The 14,075-nt window shown below is 65.9% G+C and carries 13 protein-coding genes; 10 read left to right on the top strand and 3 right to left on the bottom strand.

The annotated features are described in order from the left end of the window. Positions 1–4: 4 nt before the first annotated feature. Positions 5–586, bottom strand: coding sequence for an HNH endonuclease (locus ACQ66H_RS15595; protein WP_020165490.1), 582 nt, complete (start codon positions 584–586; stop codon positions 5–7). A gap of 160 nt (positions 587–746) precedes the next feature. On the opposite strand from ACQ66H_RS15595, the gene ACQ66H_RS15590 reads away from it, so the two are divergent. Then, positions 747–1,370, top strand: coding sequence for a hypothetical protein (locus ACQ66H_RS15590; protein ID WP_430434759.1), 624 nt, complete (start codon positions 747–749; stop codon positions 1,368–1,370). 13 nt (positions 1,371–1,383) lie between these two features. On the opposite strand, the gene ACQ66H_RS15585 is transcribed toward ACQ66H_RS15590, so the two are convergent. Beyond that, positions 1,384–2,082 (bottom strand): hypothetical protein, encoded by a 699-nt coding sequence (locus ACQ66H_RS15585; protein WP_430434758.1) that lies wholly within the window; start codon positions 2,080–2,082, stop codon positions 1,384–1,386. An 86-nt stretch (positions 2,083–2,168) separates the two neighbouring features. Here ACQ66H_RS15585 and ACQ66H_RS15580 point away from each other — a divergent pair, with 86 nt between their 5' ends. After that, positions 2,169–4,661, top strand: coding sequence for an MASE1 domain-containing protein (locus ACQ66H_RS15580; RefSeq protein WP_430434757.1), 2,493 nt, complete (start codon positions 2,169–2,171; stop codon positions 4,659–4,661). Positions 4,662–4,677: 16 nt separating this feature from the next. On the opposite strand, the gene ACQ66H_RS15575 is transcribed toward ACQ66H_RS15580, so the two are convergent. Next, complete coding sequence (locus ACQ66H_RS15575) at positions 4,678–5,217, bottom strand: NUDIX hydrolase (protein WP_430434756.1); 540 nt, start codon at positions 5,215–5,217, stop codon at positions 4,678–4,680. 204 nt (positions 5,218–5,421) lie between these two features. Here ACQ66H_RS15575 and ACQ66H_RS15570 point away from each other — a divergent pair, with 204 nt between their 5' ends. The 8 genes from ACQ66H_RS15570 (at position 5,422) to ACQ66H_RS15535 (ending at position 14,046) form a co-directional block, all read left to right on the top strand. Beyond that, positions 5,422–7,365 (top strand): diguanylate cyclase, encoded by a 1,944-nt coding sequence (locus ACQ66H_RS15570; protein WP_430434755.1) that lies wholly within the window; start codon positions 5,422–5,424, stop codon positions 7,363–7,365. A gap of 163 nt (positions 7,366–7,528) precedes the next feature. Then, positions 7,529–9,274, top strand: coding sequence for a putative bifunctional diguanylate cyclase/phosphodiesterase (locus ACQ66H_RS15565; RefSeq protein WP_304010512.1), 1,746 nt, complete (start codon positions 7,529–7,531; stop codon positions 9,272–9,274). Between the two features lie 218 nt (positions 9,275–9,492). After that, a complete protein-coding gene (flhD, locus tag ACQ66H_RS15560; protein WP_019917260.1) occupies positions 9,493–9,810 on the top strand; it encodes a flagellar transcriptional regulator FlhD in 318 nt (105 codons plus the stop codon). 17 nt (positions 9,811–9,827) lie between these two features. Then, a complete protein-coding gene (gene flhC / locus ACQ66H_RS15555) occupies positions 9,828–10,367 on the top strand; it encodes a flagellar transcriptional regulator FlhC (protein ID WP_019917261.1) in 540 nt (179 codons plus the stop codon). A 205-nt stretch (positions 10,368–10,572) separates the two neighbouring features. Next, on the top strand, positions 10,573–11,430 hold the full coding sequence (gene motA / locus ACQ66H_RS15550; protein WP_019917262.1) for a flagellar motor stator protein MotA: 858 nt from the start codon (positions 10,573–10,575) through the stop codon (positions 11,428–11,430). A gap of 50 nt (positions 11,431–11,480) precedes the next feature. Then, entirely contained in the window at positions 11,481–12,428 is a 948-nt protein-coding gene (gene motB / locus ACQ66H_RS15545) for a flagellar motor protein MotB (protein WP_430434754.1), read from the top strand. A 142-nt stretch (positions 12,429–12,570) separates the two neighbouring features. After that, entirely contained in the window at positions 12,571–13,668 is a 1,098-nt protein-coding gene (locus ACQ66H_RS15540) for a methyl-accepting chemotaxis protein (protein ID WP_430434753.1), read from the top strand. 12 nt (positions 13,669–13,680) lie between these two features. Beyond that, complete coding sequence (locus ACQ66H_RS15535; protein ID WP_019917265.1) at positions 13,681–14,046, top strand: response regulator; 366 nt, start codon at positions 13,681–13,683, stop codon at positions 14,044–14,046. Positions 14,047–14,075: the final 29 nt, after the last annotated feature.

Raw genomic sequence — 14,075 nt, 5'->3', positions numbered from 1 at the left:
ACGGTCAGGCCGCTTTCCAGCGGCTGTTGGCGTTCACGTGCTGGGCGAGGAAATCCATCTGGTCGGCCAGGATGTTGCGGTTGCTGAGGATGAGGTACTCGGCCTTGTTCGGCACGTAGGGCGCGTACATCAGCTGCATCCGCGCCTGCTCCGGCGTGCGGCCGCTCTTGCGCTGGTTGCAGGGCCGGCAGCAGGTCACCACGTTCATCCACAGGTCGCGGCCACCCTGCGACACCGGCACGATGTGGTCACGCGTCAGCTTCTGGTACGAGAACTCGCCGCCACAGTAGCCGCAGATCGAGCGGTCGCGGTGGAACAGTTCGCGGTTGTTCAGCGGCGGCACGGCCGTCTGCAGCTTGTGCGCGTGGCTGCGTCCCTTGATCGCGATGATGCTGTTGGTGCGGATGAAGGACTGTTCGCCAGTGACGCGATTGATGCCGCCGCGGATTTCGAACTCGTGACTGCCGGCCACCCAGGCCACCAGATCCTTGGAGTGATAGAACACGGCATGCTGCCAGCTGACCCAGCGGTGCGGTACGCCGTTGGCGTCGAGGGTCAGTATCCACGGGTGCGACGGGCGTCGCACTTCGTGAACTATGCTCCGGGGTGGGTGCTCCAGCATGATCGTCTTACGCGTCCTCGGTCTGAAATCGGTCAGTCGAAGTGAAACGTGTGTCGTCACGCATCCGCCCGGCGACGCGGGAAACGTTGCCGCGCAAGGTGCTCGGACACTTTAGCAAAGGAAGATGAATTTGCAACCGCGTCAATCGTTTGCGACGCATCGTTCCCTCGGCTGTGCTCTGGCGCTGTCAGCCCTGCTGCACCTGCTTGTTTTCTGGCCGCTGCCGTCCGTGGCGCCGCAGCCCAGCCAGCGCGTGCTCCGGCTGGCGCTGAAGCCGGTCGGCCAGAGCGCCTCGCCGTCGGAGGACAGCGCGACTGCGGAAACGGGCGTGGTGGCGGACGAGCCGCGCGCGGCGCCGGTTTCGGCGACGGGCACCACCGTCGCGGCTGCGCGCATGCCGCCGCCGGTCGCCGAGCCAGCGTTGCCGGCACCGGGCGAGGACGCGTTGCGGGCGTTGCGCTACGCGCTGGCGCGTGTGGTCGTCGCCGATGGATGGGCGACGGAGCGGCGCGCCGCGTCGATGTCGGTGCAGTTGCACGTACTGGCGCGGCGGGTGGTCGGCGTCGATCTCGCGCGCAGCAGCGGCCGTGACGAGGTTGACGCGGCGGTGCTGGCCGCCTTCAAGGCAGCGGCCGGGCGGGCCGTAATACCGACGTCGCTTCCGGCGCACGGGTTTACCGTCGAACTCGAGCTGGAAGCGGGAGATGCCGCCCGTTCCGATGATGCCGAGCCACCGCTACCCGGTTGAACCCTCGACACCGTCAGCAGCGCACCTGCTGACGGCAGAAGCTGTCCATTGCGACCACCCGCGTGGTCGCGCCGACCGGTTTCATCGCGCGGTCGCCACCGTGATCCAGCGCCAGCCGGAAACCGAAGCTCTGGAAGAAGCGGTCGAACACGTCGGCGCCCAGCGTGGCGACGGCCACCAGTTCATCGCGTTCTGCCGCGTATTCGAGCACGATGCCGGCCAGTGGCTGCGGCGCCGGGCCTTCAAGTACGCGCGCGCCGGCGGCCGGATCGAACTGGCTGTGCTCGGAACAGCAGTGGATCACGCGGGCGCGGCGGCTGTGTGCAGTCGCTTCGTCACGGTAGGCGATGAAACTGATGTCCCGTGTCGGATGCGTGAGCTTGTGCGAGCATATGGCCGAGTAGGCGACGATGGACTGGGCCCGGCCGACGCCGCCGGGCCAGTCGTACTGTTGCCCGTCGGCGGTACGCAGCTTCGTCGTGCCGTTGACCTTCCTGCCCAGATCCAGCAGGAAACAGGGCGTGGCCGGATACGGCCACTGGAATACATAATTGACGCCCGGCTTGAGCGAGGACGCCTTCAGCGGCCGACCTTCGCCGTCGGTCAGCACGCTGCGCGGGTATTCCCGCGCCACGGCGGCGCGCGCGGGCAGGTTCAGTCCGGCCAGTCCGCAGGCGGCGCTGCACGCGGCGATAAAGCTGCGTCTTTCCATCATCACGCTCCACAGGAAACATTCGTGCGGCAGTCGTTGAAAACTAGAAAGTGCCGCCGCGGTAGTCAAGCCGGCCGGAGACAGAATTGAGCACGCCGCCGCAGTCGCTGCCGTCGCCGTCGGAGCCGGCCGATCCGTCGGCCGGGCGCGCTCGCGCGCCGGGGCACGGGTTTGTGGTCAATCTGCTGATCGCCGTCGCCTACTGCCTGCTCGCCGCCCTCAGCTTCCGGCTGCGCGACGTTGCCTCGGGTCAGATGCCGATGTGGGCACCGATGGGGCTCGCCCTGTTCGCGCTGCTGCAGGGCGGCGCGCGCTGGCTGCCCGGCGTGGTCGTCGGCGTGCTTGCGTCGGCAGTGCTGGCGCGTCAGGGCGCGGCGATGATCATGCTGTTCTCCGCCGGCCAGGTCCTTGCGCCGTGGGCCGGTGCGGTGCTGCTACGCCGTCTGACCGCGCAACCGACCGATCTGCTCGAACGCACCGATGGTGCGCTCAAGCTGATGGCCGTGATCTATCTGATGGCGGTGCCCAGTGCCCTGGCGACACTGACCGGCAGCGTGCTGCAGTATGGTCTGCCGCCCGAGCGCTGGCTGGAGATCGGTTCCACCGCCTGGCTCGGTGACGCGCTCGGCGCCATCGTCACCGTGCTGCCGCTGCTGGCCTGGGGCGCGCGCCGGCCGCTGCAGCAGCTCAAGCGCCGCCTGCCCGAGCAGATCGTCGTCGTCGGCGCGCTGATGGCCCTCCTCAGCGTTACCTTCGCCGGCGTCGCGCTGCTGCCGGACCCGATGCTGCAGCTCTACGTCGCGCTGCCGCTGGTCGTGTGGGTGGCGCTGCGTTTCCCGCCGCGCGTCGGCTGGACCGCTTTCCTGATCACTTCGATGATGGCGCTGGCCGGCACCGCCAACGGCACGTCGCCGTTCAGCCCGCACCCGATGCAGGTGCAGCTGCTGGTGCTGCACGGCCTGATCATGCTGACCGCCGCGACCGCGCTGTTCATCGGCGCCGCGATGTCGGAGAAGCAGGCGGCCCGACGCGCGCTGCGCGAGCGCGAATCGCATTTCCGCGCGCTGACCCTGCTGTCGGCCGACTGGCACTGGGAACTGGACGCCGAACTGCGCTACCACCGGCTGCCGGACGAACTGACCGACGCACACTTCGGTGACACCGAGCTGGATGGCTGCGCGCCGTGGGAAATTTCCGGCGAGGAAGCGCTGACCCAGCCCTGGGGCCTGCTGCGGCAGACACTGGAACGGCACGAAGCCTTCCGCGATTTCCTGTCGCGCCGCCGTGACGGTTCGCGCTGGCGCTACCTCGCCTCGTCCGGCGAACCGGTGTTCGACGCGTCCGGCGCCTTTTCCGGCTATCGCGGCGTCAGCCGCGACATCACCGCCGAAATGCAGGCGCGCGAGGCGCTGCGCGAAGAGGAGTTCCGCCTGCGCGCGCTGGTCGATGCGCTGCCCGACCTGATCGTGCTGAAGGACAGGCACCTGCGCTGGCGCCTGGCCAACCGCGCGCTGCTCGACACGCGTTGCCTGAAGAAGACGGCCTGGCTGGGGGCGACCAGCGAGGAACTGGCAGCGCATCTGCCCTCGCTGTCCGAGGTGCTGCTGCACAACCACGCCATCGCGCAGGAGGTCGCCCGCACCTGCAAGCCGCATTTCGAGGAACAGGTGGTCAACCTGGCCGGCAACGATCCGCGCGTCTACGACGTCAGCATCATTCCGCTGGTCAACGACGACGGCGCCTTCAATGGTCTGGTGTCGGTACGCCGCGACGTGACCGCGCAGCGCGAGGCGGCGCGCATACAGGCCGAGCACGTGCAGAGTGTGCAGTCGCAGAACGACGAACTGGAACGACGTGTCGGCGCGCGCACCGCGGCGCTGGAAGCGGCGGTCAAGGAGCTGGAGGCCTTCAGCTATTCGGTGTCGCACGACCTGCGCGCACCGCTGCGTGCGCTCGACGGTTTTTCGCGATTGCTGGTCGAGGACTACGGCGATCTGCTGGACGAGCAGGGGCGCGAGTACCTCGCGCGCATCCGTCGCAACAGCCAGCGCATGGGCGAACTGATCGACGACCTGCTCGAACTGTCGCGCGTGTCGCGCGCCGAGGTGCGCCGCACGCTGACCAATCTGTCGGACGTCGCTCGCGACATCGCGCGCGAACTCGACGCCGAGGCGCCGTCACGACAGGTGCAGTGGGTGATTCCGGAAGGCCTGTGGGTGGACGCCGATCCCGGCCTCGCCCGCATCGTGCTGGAAAACCTGCTGCGCAACGCGTGGAAGTTCACCCGACTGCAGCCGCAGCCGCGCATCGAGATCGGACAGTCCCGGCTGGGCGAACAGACCGCCTATTACGTGCGCGACAACGGCGCCGGCTTCGACATGGCGTACGTGGGGCGCCTGTTCGCGCCCTTCCAGCGCCTGCACAACAATCGCGAATACGACGGCAGTGGCATCGGTCTGGCCATCGTGCAGCGCATCATCCGGCTGCATGGCGGCCGCGTCGCGGCCGAGGGCGTGCCGGGGCAGGGGGCGACCTTCAGTTTCAGCTTCGGCGCCGCCGCCGAGCTGGTCGAGGCCTGAGCCGGCGCAGGCGCGCTCAGCTGGCGGCGGCAGGCAGCGTGAAGTGATGGACGCCGAAGTTGCCTTGCCGGCGCTCCTCGAAAAAGGTGCGCAAGGTGAGCGACACGCTGCGGAAGGCCAGTTCGTCCCACGGGATGTCGGCCTCGTCGAACAGCTTCACTTCCAGTGATTCGGTGCCCGGCGCGAAATCGAGGTCGAGCAGCCGGGCGCGGAACAGCAGGTGGATCTGGTCGATGAAGGGCACGCTCACCATCGTGTAGGGCGCCAGCAGTTCCACCCGCGCGCAGGCCTCTTCGCGCGTCTCGCGCATCGCGCCCTCGGCGGCGCTCTCTCCGTTCTCCATGAAGCCGGCAGGCAGCGTCCAGTAGCCGTGGCGCGGCTCGATCGCCCGCCGGCACAGCATCACCTTGTCTTCCCACACCGGCAGCGTACCGACCACCATGCGCGGGTTCTGATAATGAATGCTGCCGCAGGCCGGGCAGACGTGGCGCGGGCGGTTGTCGCCGGCCGGAACGCGCAGTTCGACCTCGCTGCCGCAATGGGCGCAGTACTTCATGTGTCGGGTGGCAAAGCCGTGTTGCTGAGCAGTCCACGAGTGTAGCGCCGCCCCCGGCGGATGCGCATGGGGTGGCCGGATTTTTGCTGTTGCCCTCAAGTCGGGAGACTCCCCGGCCGTAAGGAAAGCCAATGCCGATTGATTCGGGGTGGTCACGCGCGCGCCGCCTCGTTGAAACGGTTGCTGCACAGCCCGGATTCACGAATGAATGACCTGATCGATACACGCCGCTTCCAGGAAATAAAGGCCGCGGGCGAATTGCCGTCGCCCAAGGGCATCGCCTTGTCGATTGCCCGCATGAGCCAGCGCGGTGACGCCTCGCTGGCTGAACTGGCCCGGCTGATCCAGGGCGATCCGGCACTGGTCGGGCGTCTGGTACGTGCCGCCAACGGCACGCTGCCGCAGGGCTCGCGCCCGGTGGTCGCGCTGCGCGATGCGCTGGCGGTGCTTGGCATGGCGGCGGTGCGCAACCTGGCGCTGGGCTTCTCGCTGATTTCGAGCAACGGCGAAGGTCTCTGCCGCAGCTTCCCCTACACACGCTTCTGGACCGGGTCGGTCATCCGCGCCATCGCGATGCAGAAGATCGTCATGCGACTGCGCAGCGCCGGTGTCGAGGAGAGCTTCAGCGTCGGCCTGCTGTCGGGGGTCGGCGCCCTCGGTCTGGCCAGCGTGTTCCCGGTGCAGTATTCGCGCGTGCTCGACGAAGCGCGCGGCGACCCGGCCTGCCTGCTCGAACAGGAGCGCCAGGCGTTCGCGATGACCCACGTCGAACTGAGTGCGGCGATGCTGCTCGACTGGGGCATGCCGCGCTTCTTCGTCGCCGCGGTGCTGGGCCACGAGTCGGCACTGAGCACGCCGGTTGATCCGGGCTCGCGCGAGTACGGTCTGACGATGGCACTGGGCCTGGCCCGCGCCATCGAGAGCGCCTGCATGGCCGATGAAGCCAGCCGGGCGCAAAGTCTGGACGCCGCGCGCGCGCTGGCGGCTCGCATGGAGTGGGTGCCGGAGCAGGTGTCCGCGCTGTGCGAGGAAGTTGCCCTCGACTGGAAGGACTGGTCGCAGATGCTGCCGGTCGATGCCTATGCCTTGCCCAGTCTGGATGGACTTGCCGACACGCTGGTACCGGCTCCGCCGCCCGTCCCGGCCGCGCCGCCAGCGCCGGCAGCGCAGCAGGCGGCCAACGACGCGCCGGGCAGCGAAGGCTTGCGCGTGCTGGTGGTGGAGGACGACGCGGCCACCCGGCTGACACTGCAGACCTTGCTGGTACGCGGCGGCTATCAGGTCGCGGTGGCAGAGGACGGCGTACGCGGCATGGATCTGGCGCTCGAGTTCCAGCCGCACATCATGGTGGTCAACTGGGTGATGCCGCAGATGAACGGCCTCGAACTGACGCGCACGCTGCGCCAGACCCGCATGGGCCGCAACATCTACATCATCCTGCTCACCAGTCACGAAGAGGATCAGCGCTTGATCGAGGCCTTCGAATCGGGCGTCGATGACTACATGGTCAAGCCGCTGCGGCCGCGCGTGCTCGAAGCGCGGCTGCGTGCAGGTCAGCGTCTGGTGCGCATGCAGCGCGAACTGGAGAGCGAGCGCGAGGAAATCCGCCGCTACGCAGCCGAACTGGGCGTGAGCAACCGCCGCCTGCAGGAGGTCGCGCTGACCGACGCGCTGACCGGCTTCCCGAACCGCCGCTACGCGATGAGCCGCATCGCTCAGGAATGGGCGATCGCGCAACGCAGTGAGCGCCCTCTGTCCTGCCTGCTGATCGACATCGACCATTTCCGTCAGATCAATGAAACCTACGGGCGGGATGTCGCCGATCAGGTGCTGGAACAGACCGCCCGGGCGATCCGCGAATGCATGCGCGCGCAGGACGTGGTGTGCCGCACCGGCGGCGACGAGTTCCTGATCATCTGCCCGGACACCGATCTGGAACAGGCGATGGCCTGCGCGCAGCGCGTGTGCGCCGGCGTCGCCGCGGCACCGGTGCAGGCCGGTCGCCTGCGCCTGACCAGTTCGATCAGCATCGGCGTGGCCGAGCGCCTGCCGGCCATGCCGGACGCCGACGCGCTGCTCACTTTCGCCGACCAGGCACTGGTCGCCGCCAAGAGTGCCGGGCGCAACCGGGCATATGCGGCGGGCTAGATTCAAACGGCGGAATAGGCGGTGAACAGGTCCTAATCCCCCCTCAACCGAAAGGGTAAAGAGAGACTTTTGCCCGCATCCGGCAAAAGTCGTCGCTCAAGTTTCGGCAGATCTTGCCGTCCATTGATCCCGTTGATCGTGCTCACGACCCGGAATGAAGTGGATGGACCGTCACTCTGACAAGATGGGAGGGTTCAGAACCATCAAGGTATTGATGGTCGAGGACAATGAAGACGACGTCTTCCTGTTGAACGCTCAACTGAGCGCGCGCGGGCTCGACACGTATTCTGAGCGCGTGGACAGCGCCGGCGATCTCGCCCGCGCGCTGGAAGAGCGCGAGTGGGACCTGGTCATTTCCGACCACGCCATGCCCGGTTTCGACTCGGCGTCCGCGCTCGAAGTCGTGCGCCGCAGCGGGCGCGACATTCCCTTCATCATCTACTCGGGCAAGATTTCCGACCACATGGCCTTCTCGGCCATGCGCAACGGCGTCGCCGACTACGTACAGAAGGGCAATATCGCCCGCCTGGTGCCGGTGATCGAACGCGAACTGCGCGGCGTCGAAACGCGGCGCGCGGTGCAGACGGCGGACGCGCGCATCCATGCGCTGGCCTTCTTCGACACGCTGTCGGCACTGCCCAACCAGACCCTGCTGCGCGCGCAGATCGACGACTGGCTCGACACCGCCCGCCGCAGCGTCGAAGCCAGCCACGCCACGCTGATGGTGGTGGACATCGACCGCTTCCTGCGCATCAACACCAGCTTCGGTTACGAGGCGGGCAACGCGGTGCTGCGCGAAGCGGTGCGCCGGCTGATCGAGCGCGCCGGCGACGGCGCGATGATCGCCCGCCTCAGCGGCGACCGTTTCTGCGTGTTCGCGCCGGCCTGCACCACGCGTGCGCTGGCATCAGCACTTGCGCAGCGGCTGATGGACGCCTTTTCCACCCCGATCATCAAGGACGGTCTGGAGCTCTTCCTCACCGCTTCGGTCGGCGTGGCGATGACGCCGGACGACGGCGACGATGCGCAGTCCCTGATCATGAATGCCGAAGCGGCGATGGCCAGCGCGAAGCGCTCCGGCGGCAACGGCATGAGCTTCTACGCGCGCGAGATGAGCGCCAGCTCGGCCGAGAAGCTGGTGCTGGAAACGCACCTGCGGCACGCGGTGCAGCGCGGCGAACTGTTCCTGAACTACCAGCCCATCCTGAATGGCGTGACCGGCCGCCCCTCCGGCGTCGAGGCGCTGCTGCGCTGGAAGCATCCGCAGCGCGGCGTCGTGTCGCCGGACCGCTTCATTCCGCTGGCCGACGAATCCGGACTCATCGTCGAGATCGGCGCCTGGGTCATGCGCGAAGCCTGCAGCCAGGGCAGGCGATGGCACGAACAGGGCATGACCGACCTGTCGATGTCGGTCAATGTTTCGGCGGTGCAGTTCGCCCAGCCGCGCCTGCTGGAAACCGTGCGCACCACGCTGGAGGACACCGGCTTTCCGCCGGACAAGCTGGTGCTCGAAATCACCGAATCGGTGCTGATGAAGGACGCCGAAACGACGATAGGCATGCTGAAGGCGCTGAAGAACATGGGTGTCCGCATCTCGATGGACGACTTCGGCACCGGCTATTCCTCTCTGTCCTACCTGAAGCGCTTCCCGATCGACATCGTCAAGATCGACAAGTCCTTCGTCCGCGACATCAACGAGGACGAGGACGACGCCGCCATCATCCGCGTCATCATCGCGCTGGCCCGCAGCCTGCGTCTCACGACGGTGGCGGAGGGCGTGGAAACGCCTGAACAACTGGGCTTCCTGATGCGCGAGCAGTGCGACCGCTTCCAGGGCTATTTCTTCTCGCGACCGGTGGACGCCGACGTGCTCTGCGCCCGCATCCTGGACGGTTCACTTTTGATTTAAGTTTTTCCCGGCGCTGCCGTTACCTGCCCTGTCCGCCCGATTTTCAGGGCGGCACTCCCCGTACACGTCCGAAATGTAAGAATTTTTCTTACAGGATTTCGTTCGCCCCTTCGTACAGCAAGTTTCGCCAGCCCCTGATTGGGCATCGGCGCCCCTCTCGGCAGAATGCATCCCACACACAGGCGCACTCTGCACCTGCTCCAAGGAGGGATCGAGGCATGAAGACGACCGGCTTGCTCAATGAGATTCGCGAACTGAATCTTGCCTATCTGATGCTCGCTCAGCAGATGATCCGCGAGGACCGCGATGCAGCGATGTTCCGCCTCGGTGTCAGCGAGGAAGTCGCCGGCATGATCGAGTCGCTCTCCCCGGCACAGGTCCTGAAGATGGCCAGCGCCAACATGATGCTGTGCCGCCTGCGTTTCGACGACCGCGTCCTGCTCGGCCTGTTGTCCAGCCACGGTCGTGACGCATCGACCTCCCACCTGCACGCGACCATCCTGGCTTGCGCGCAGCCGGTCGAAGCGGTTTCCTGAGTCAGGGAGTCAAGGTCATGAAAAACAAGAGCATCGTTTCCGAAGGTCGCGAAATCGCGCTGGCGGTGAACCTGATCCAGCTGGGCGCCCGTCTGCAGCTGCTGGAAGCCGAAACCCATCTGTCGCGTGAGCGCCTGCTCAAGCTGTACAAGGAAGTGAAGGGCGTGTCGCCGCCGAAGGGCATGCTGCCTTTCTCGACCGACTGGTTCATGACCTGGCAGCCGAACATTCACGCTTCGCTGTTCATGTCCTTCTTCAGTTTCTTCAAGCAGAACACCGGTCTCAACCAGCTGGACTGCATCGTCAAGGCGTTCAAGCTCTACCAGGAACACGTGCAGACGCACGACATGGAAGAAGTGCTGAGTCTCACCCGCGCCTGGACGCTGGTGCGCTTCTTCGACGCCAAGCTGCTGCAGCACACGAAGTGCACCTGCTGCGGCGGCCACTTCGTGGCGCACGCCTACGACCCGAAGGCCAGCTATGTCTGCGGCCTGTGCAACATTCCCGCACGCGCCGGCAAGACGCGCCGTGCCCGCGAGGCGCTGATCGCCGCCTGATCCGTTTTCTCTCTCCTGTCTGACCTCCTCCTTGCGTGAGCAAGGAGCTCGCCGCTGCGGGGTAACCCGCAGCGGCATTTTTTTGTGCGTCGGGTGCTGTTCACCTGCGTAGCAGACTTGGTCAAGTTTCCTGAGGTGGTGCCGTTAGACCAGCAGGCACGCAGTGATTGATGCCCCGAACATCCGTCATACACAGGGAAATTCCATGTTTCTGATCATCGGCTACGTGATCATCCTTGCCGCTTCGGTCGGCACCTACGCACTGCACGGCAGTCTGGCCGCGCTGTGGGTGCCCGCCGAGTACGTCGCCATCTTCGGTCTGATGATCGGTGGCTTCGTGGCCGGCAACGGCATGGCTGCAATCAAGGCGACGGTGGCCGCGCTGCCGTCGGTATTCAAGGGTTCGTCCTACAACAAGGCCTTCTACGTGGACGTGCTGGCCATGCTGTACGAAATCCTGGCCAAGGTGCGCAAGGAAGGGCTGATGTCGATCGAAGCCGACGTCGAGAATCCCGAATCCAGCCCCATCTTCTCCAAGTACCCCAACTTCCTCGCCGACCACCACGCGGTGGATTTCCTGACCGACTACCTGCGGATGATGGTGGGCGGCAACCTGAACGCCTTCGAGATCGCCGACCTGATGGACGCCGAGATCGAAACCCACCACTCCGAGCAGCATGTCGCGGTGCATTGCGTGTCGAAGATGGCCGACGGCGTGCCGGCCTTCGGCATCGTCGTCGCGGTGATGGGTGTGGTGAACGTGATGGGCTCGGTCGGTCAGCCGCCGGCCGTGCTGGGCAAGATGATCGGCGGCGCGCTGGTCGGCACCTTCCTCGGCATCCTGCTCTCCTACGGTTTCGTCGCGCCGATCGCCTCCCAGCTCGAACAGAAGATGGAAGAGGGCGGCAAGATCTACGAATGCATGAAGGTCGTGCTGCTGGCCAGCATGAACGGCTACGCGCCGCAGGTGGCGATCGAGTTCGGCCGCAAGGTGCTGTACTCGCCGGACCGCCCCAGCTTCAAGGAGCTGGAGGACGAAGTGAAGAGCCGCAAGGGCAAGTGAGCGGGCGCAACGCTCATCTCCTGACCTCCTCATACACCATCGGTTGAGCCATGTCCGACGATACCCAGCAGCCAATCATCGTCAAGAAGATCAAGAAGGGCGGCGGCGGCGCGCACGGCGGCGCCTGGAAGATCGCCTACGCCGACTTCGTGACCGCGATGATGGCCTTCTTCCTGCTGATGTGGCTGCTCGGCTCGACCGCGCAGGGCGACCTCGAAGGGATTGCCGAGTACTTCGAGAACCCGCTGAAGGTGGCGCAGCAGGGCGGCTCCGGATCGGGCGACAGTTCGAGCGTCATCCAGGGCGGTGGACGCGACCTGACGCGGCAGGCCGGTCAGGTGAAGTACGGCGCGGTCGAGACCAAGCAGCGGTCGATCAATCTCAGCGCCAGCAGTGAAGACCAGAAGTCCGAGGAGATGAAGCGCGAGCAGCAGCGCCAGGAGCGCGTCAAGCTGATCGAGCTGAAGAGCCAGATCGAGGCGCGCATCGAAGCCAATCCCGACCTGCGCCCCTTCCGCAACCAGCTCATGCTGGACGTGACGTCCGAAGGGCTGCGCATCCAGATCGTCAACGAGCAGAACCGGCCGATGTTCGCCTCGGCCAGCGACCGGCTGCAGCCCTACACGCAGGTCATCCTGCGCGAGATCGGCCTCATCCTGAACCAGGTTGACAACCGCGTTTTCCTGTCCGGGCATACCGACGCCAAGCCGTTTGCCGGCGGCGTCGGCGGTTTTTCCAATTGGGAGCTGTCGTCCAACCGCGCCAACGCCTCGCGCCGTGAGTTGATCGCTGGCGGCATGGATCCGGAGAAAGTGCTGCGGGTGGTGGGCATGAGTTCCATCATTCCCTTCGACAAGGACGACCCGTTCAACCCGATCAACCGTCGCATCAGCATCATCGTGCTGAACCGCGACACCGAGCAGGCGATGCTGTCGGACGGACGTTCGGTCAACGTCGAGGACGTGGCCGGAGCGGCCGGTGCGGTGACGCCGCCCTGATCAAGTTATGCCTGGTAATGCCGTAAGACATGAAGTCAGTCCGTATCGTTGCCATGTAATTCAAGATGCCATGAGAATAAGACCGATCGCGCTTTTAGCCGCCTGGGCCGGATCCGCCGTATGCGCCGCTGCCGGGGCCCTGATGGCGACCCAGTCCGTGCTGCCGGTCATGGCAGCCGTTGCGGGCGCTGCAGTGCTGTGGACGCTGATCGTGCTGCTGTCCGGTCGTCCGGCGCCGGCGATTTCGGAAGAGGCACTCAGCGTGCAGACCGACCCCGACCCTGCCCATCAGCGAGTGATCGGCAGTTCGGACGTGGTTCATGGCCAGTGCATCCGGATGAACGAGGAACTGACACGCGTGCAGCAGCTGCTGCACGAAGCGATCGGCGGCCTCACCCAGAGCTTCCACAACATGCACGGCGAAACCACGAGCCAGCGCGAGACGGCGATGGCGCTGACCGGCGGTGACGGCAGCGAACAGTTTGACTTCGCGAGCTTCGTCGACGAAACATCCGGCACCATGCAGCGCGTCGTCGATAGCGTGGTCCACAACAGCAAGCTGGGCATGGAGCTGGTCGAACTGACCGAAGGCATCGCGCGCGAAACCGAGGGCGTGCGCGCCCTGCTCGGCGAGATCGGCGGCATTTCCAAGCAGACCAATCTGCTCGCGCTGAATGCGGCGATCGAGGCGGCGCGCGCTGGCGAGGCCGGCCGCGGCTTTGCGGTGGTGGCCGACGAGGTGCGGGACCTGTCGGCGCGCACCAGCGATTTCAGTCAGCAGATCGTCACCCTGGTCAACCGCGTGCAAGCCAACGTGAAGATGACCGAGTCGGCGCTGGCCCACATGGCCGCCCAGGACATGACCTTCGCGCTCGAGTCGAAAACACGGGTCGAAACCGTCGTACGCGGCCTCGAAATGCTGCACCAGCGCCGCCAGCGGTCCATCGTCGATCTGGGCGCCTCGGTCGAACGCGTCGATCTGGCAGTGGCGCACGCCGTGACCTCGCTGCAGTTTCAGGACATGACCGCGCAGCTGATCGGCCACGTGCAGAAGCGCATCGATGCCATCGACGGCGTGTGCGCCAGCGTGCGCGAACTGTCGCGTGCGGCGGCGCTGGGCCACGCATCACCCGAACTTGCACAGCGTGTTGACGACGCACTGGCGCATCTGGCGGTTGTAGACAGCACGAATCCGGTGGCCCAGAAGGCCTACCAAGAAGGCGAAATAGAACTGTTCTGAAGGAGAAGTACCATGGCAAAGACCGTGCTTGCGATCGACGATTCCGCGTCGATCCGTCAGATGGTGGCATTCACGCTGAAGAGCTCGGGATACGAGGTGATCGAGGCTGTCGATGGGCAGGACGGCCTGGACAAGGCCAAGGCCAAGTCGGTCAACCTCGTGCTGACCGACCAGAACATGCCGCGCATGGATGGCCTGACGCTGATCCGCAACCTGCGCAGCATGGCGCAGTACAAGGCCACGCCCATCCTGATGCTGACCACCGAATCGTCCGATGCGATGAAGGCCCAGGGGCGCGCCGCCGGCGCGACCGGCTGGCTGGTCAAGCCCTTCGACCCGCAGAAGCTGGTCGAGGTGGTGAAGAAAGTCATCGGCTGATCCACCCTTACCTGGCGCGGGGAGACAGT

Source organism: Methyloversatilis sp., from assembly GCF_965284615.1.
Taxonomy (GTDB): Bacteria; Pseudomonadota; Gammaproteobacteria; order Burkholderiales; family Rhodocyclaceae; genus Methyloversatilis.
The sequence above is the reverse complement of the archived record's forward strand: the minus strand, read 5'-3'. Positions and strand labels throughout refer to the sequence as shown.

What these genes read in the sequence shown, in the direction of transcription:
- ACQ66H_RS15590 (WP_430434759.1), top strand. Translation starts at nt 747, where the DNA reads ATGAATTTGCAACCGCGTCAATCGTTTGCGACGCATCGTTCCCTCGGC.
- ACQ66H_RS15585 (WP_430434758.1), bottom strand. Translation starts at nt 2,082, where the DNA reads ATGGAAAGACGCAGCTTTATCGCCGCGTGCAGCGCCGCCTGCGGACTG.
- ACQ66H_RS15575 (WP_430434756.1), bottom strand. Translation starts at nt 5,217, where the DNA reads ATGAAGTACTGCGCCCATTGCGGCAGCGAGGTCGAACTGCGCGTTCCG.
- ACQ66H_RS15570 (WP_430434755.1), top strand. Translation starts at nt 5,422, where the DNA reads ATGAATGACCTGATCGATACACGCCGCTTCCAGGAAATAAAGGCCGCG.
- ACQ66H_RS15565 (WP_304010512.1), top strand. Translation starts at nt 7,529, where the DNA reads ATGGACCGTCACTCTGACAAGATGGGAGGGTTCAGAACCATCAAGGTA.
- flhD (WP_019917260.1), top strand. Translation starts at nt 9,493, where the DNA reads ATGAAGACGACCGGCTTGCTCAATGAGATTCGCGAACTGAATCTTGCC.
- flhC (WP_019917261.1), top strand. Translation starts at nt 9,828, where the DNA reads ATGAAAAACAAGAGCATCGTTTCCGAAGGTCGCGAAATCGCGCTGGCG.
- motA (WP_019917262.1), top strand. Translation starts at nt 10,573, where the DNA reads ATGTTTCTGATCATCGGCTACGTGATCATCCTTGCCGCTTCGGTCGGC.
- motB (WP_430434754.1), top strand. Translation starts at nt 11,481, where the DNA reads ATGTCCGACGATACCCAGCAGCCAATCATCGTCAAGAAGATCAAGAAG.
- ACQ66H_RS15540 (WP_430434753.1), top strand. Translation starts at nt 12,571, where the DNA reads ATGGCGACCCAGTCCGTGCTGCCGGTCATGGCAGCCGTTGCGGGCGCT.
- ACQ66H_RS15535 (WP_019917265.1), top strand. Translation starts at nt 13,681, where the DNA reads ATGGCAAAGACCGTGCTTGCGATCGACGATTCCGCGTCGATCCGTCAG.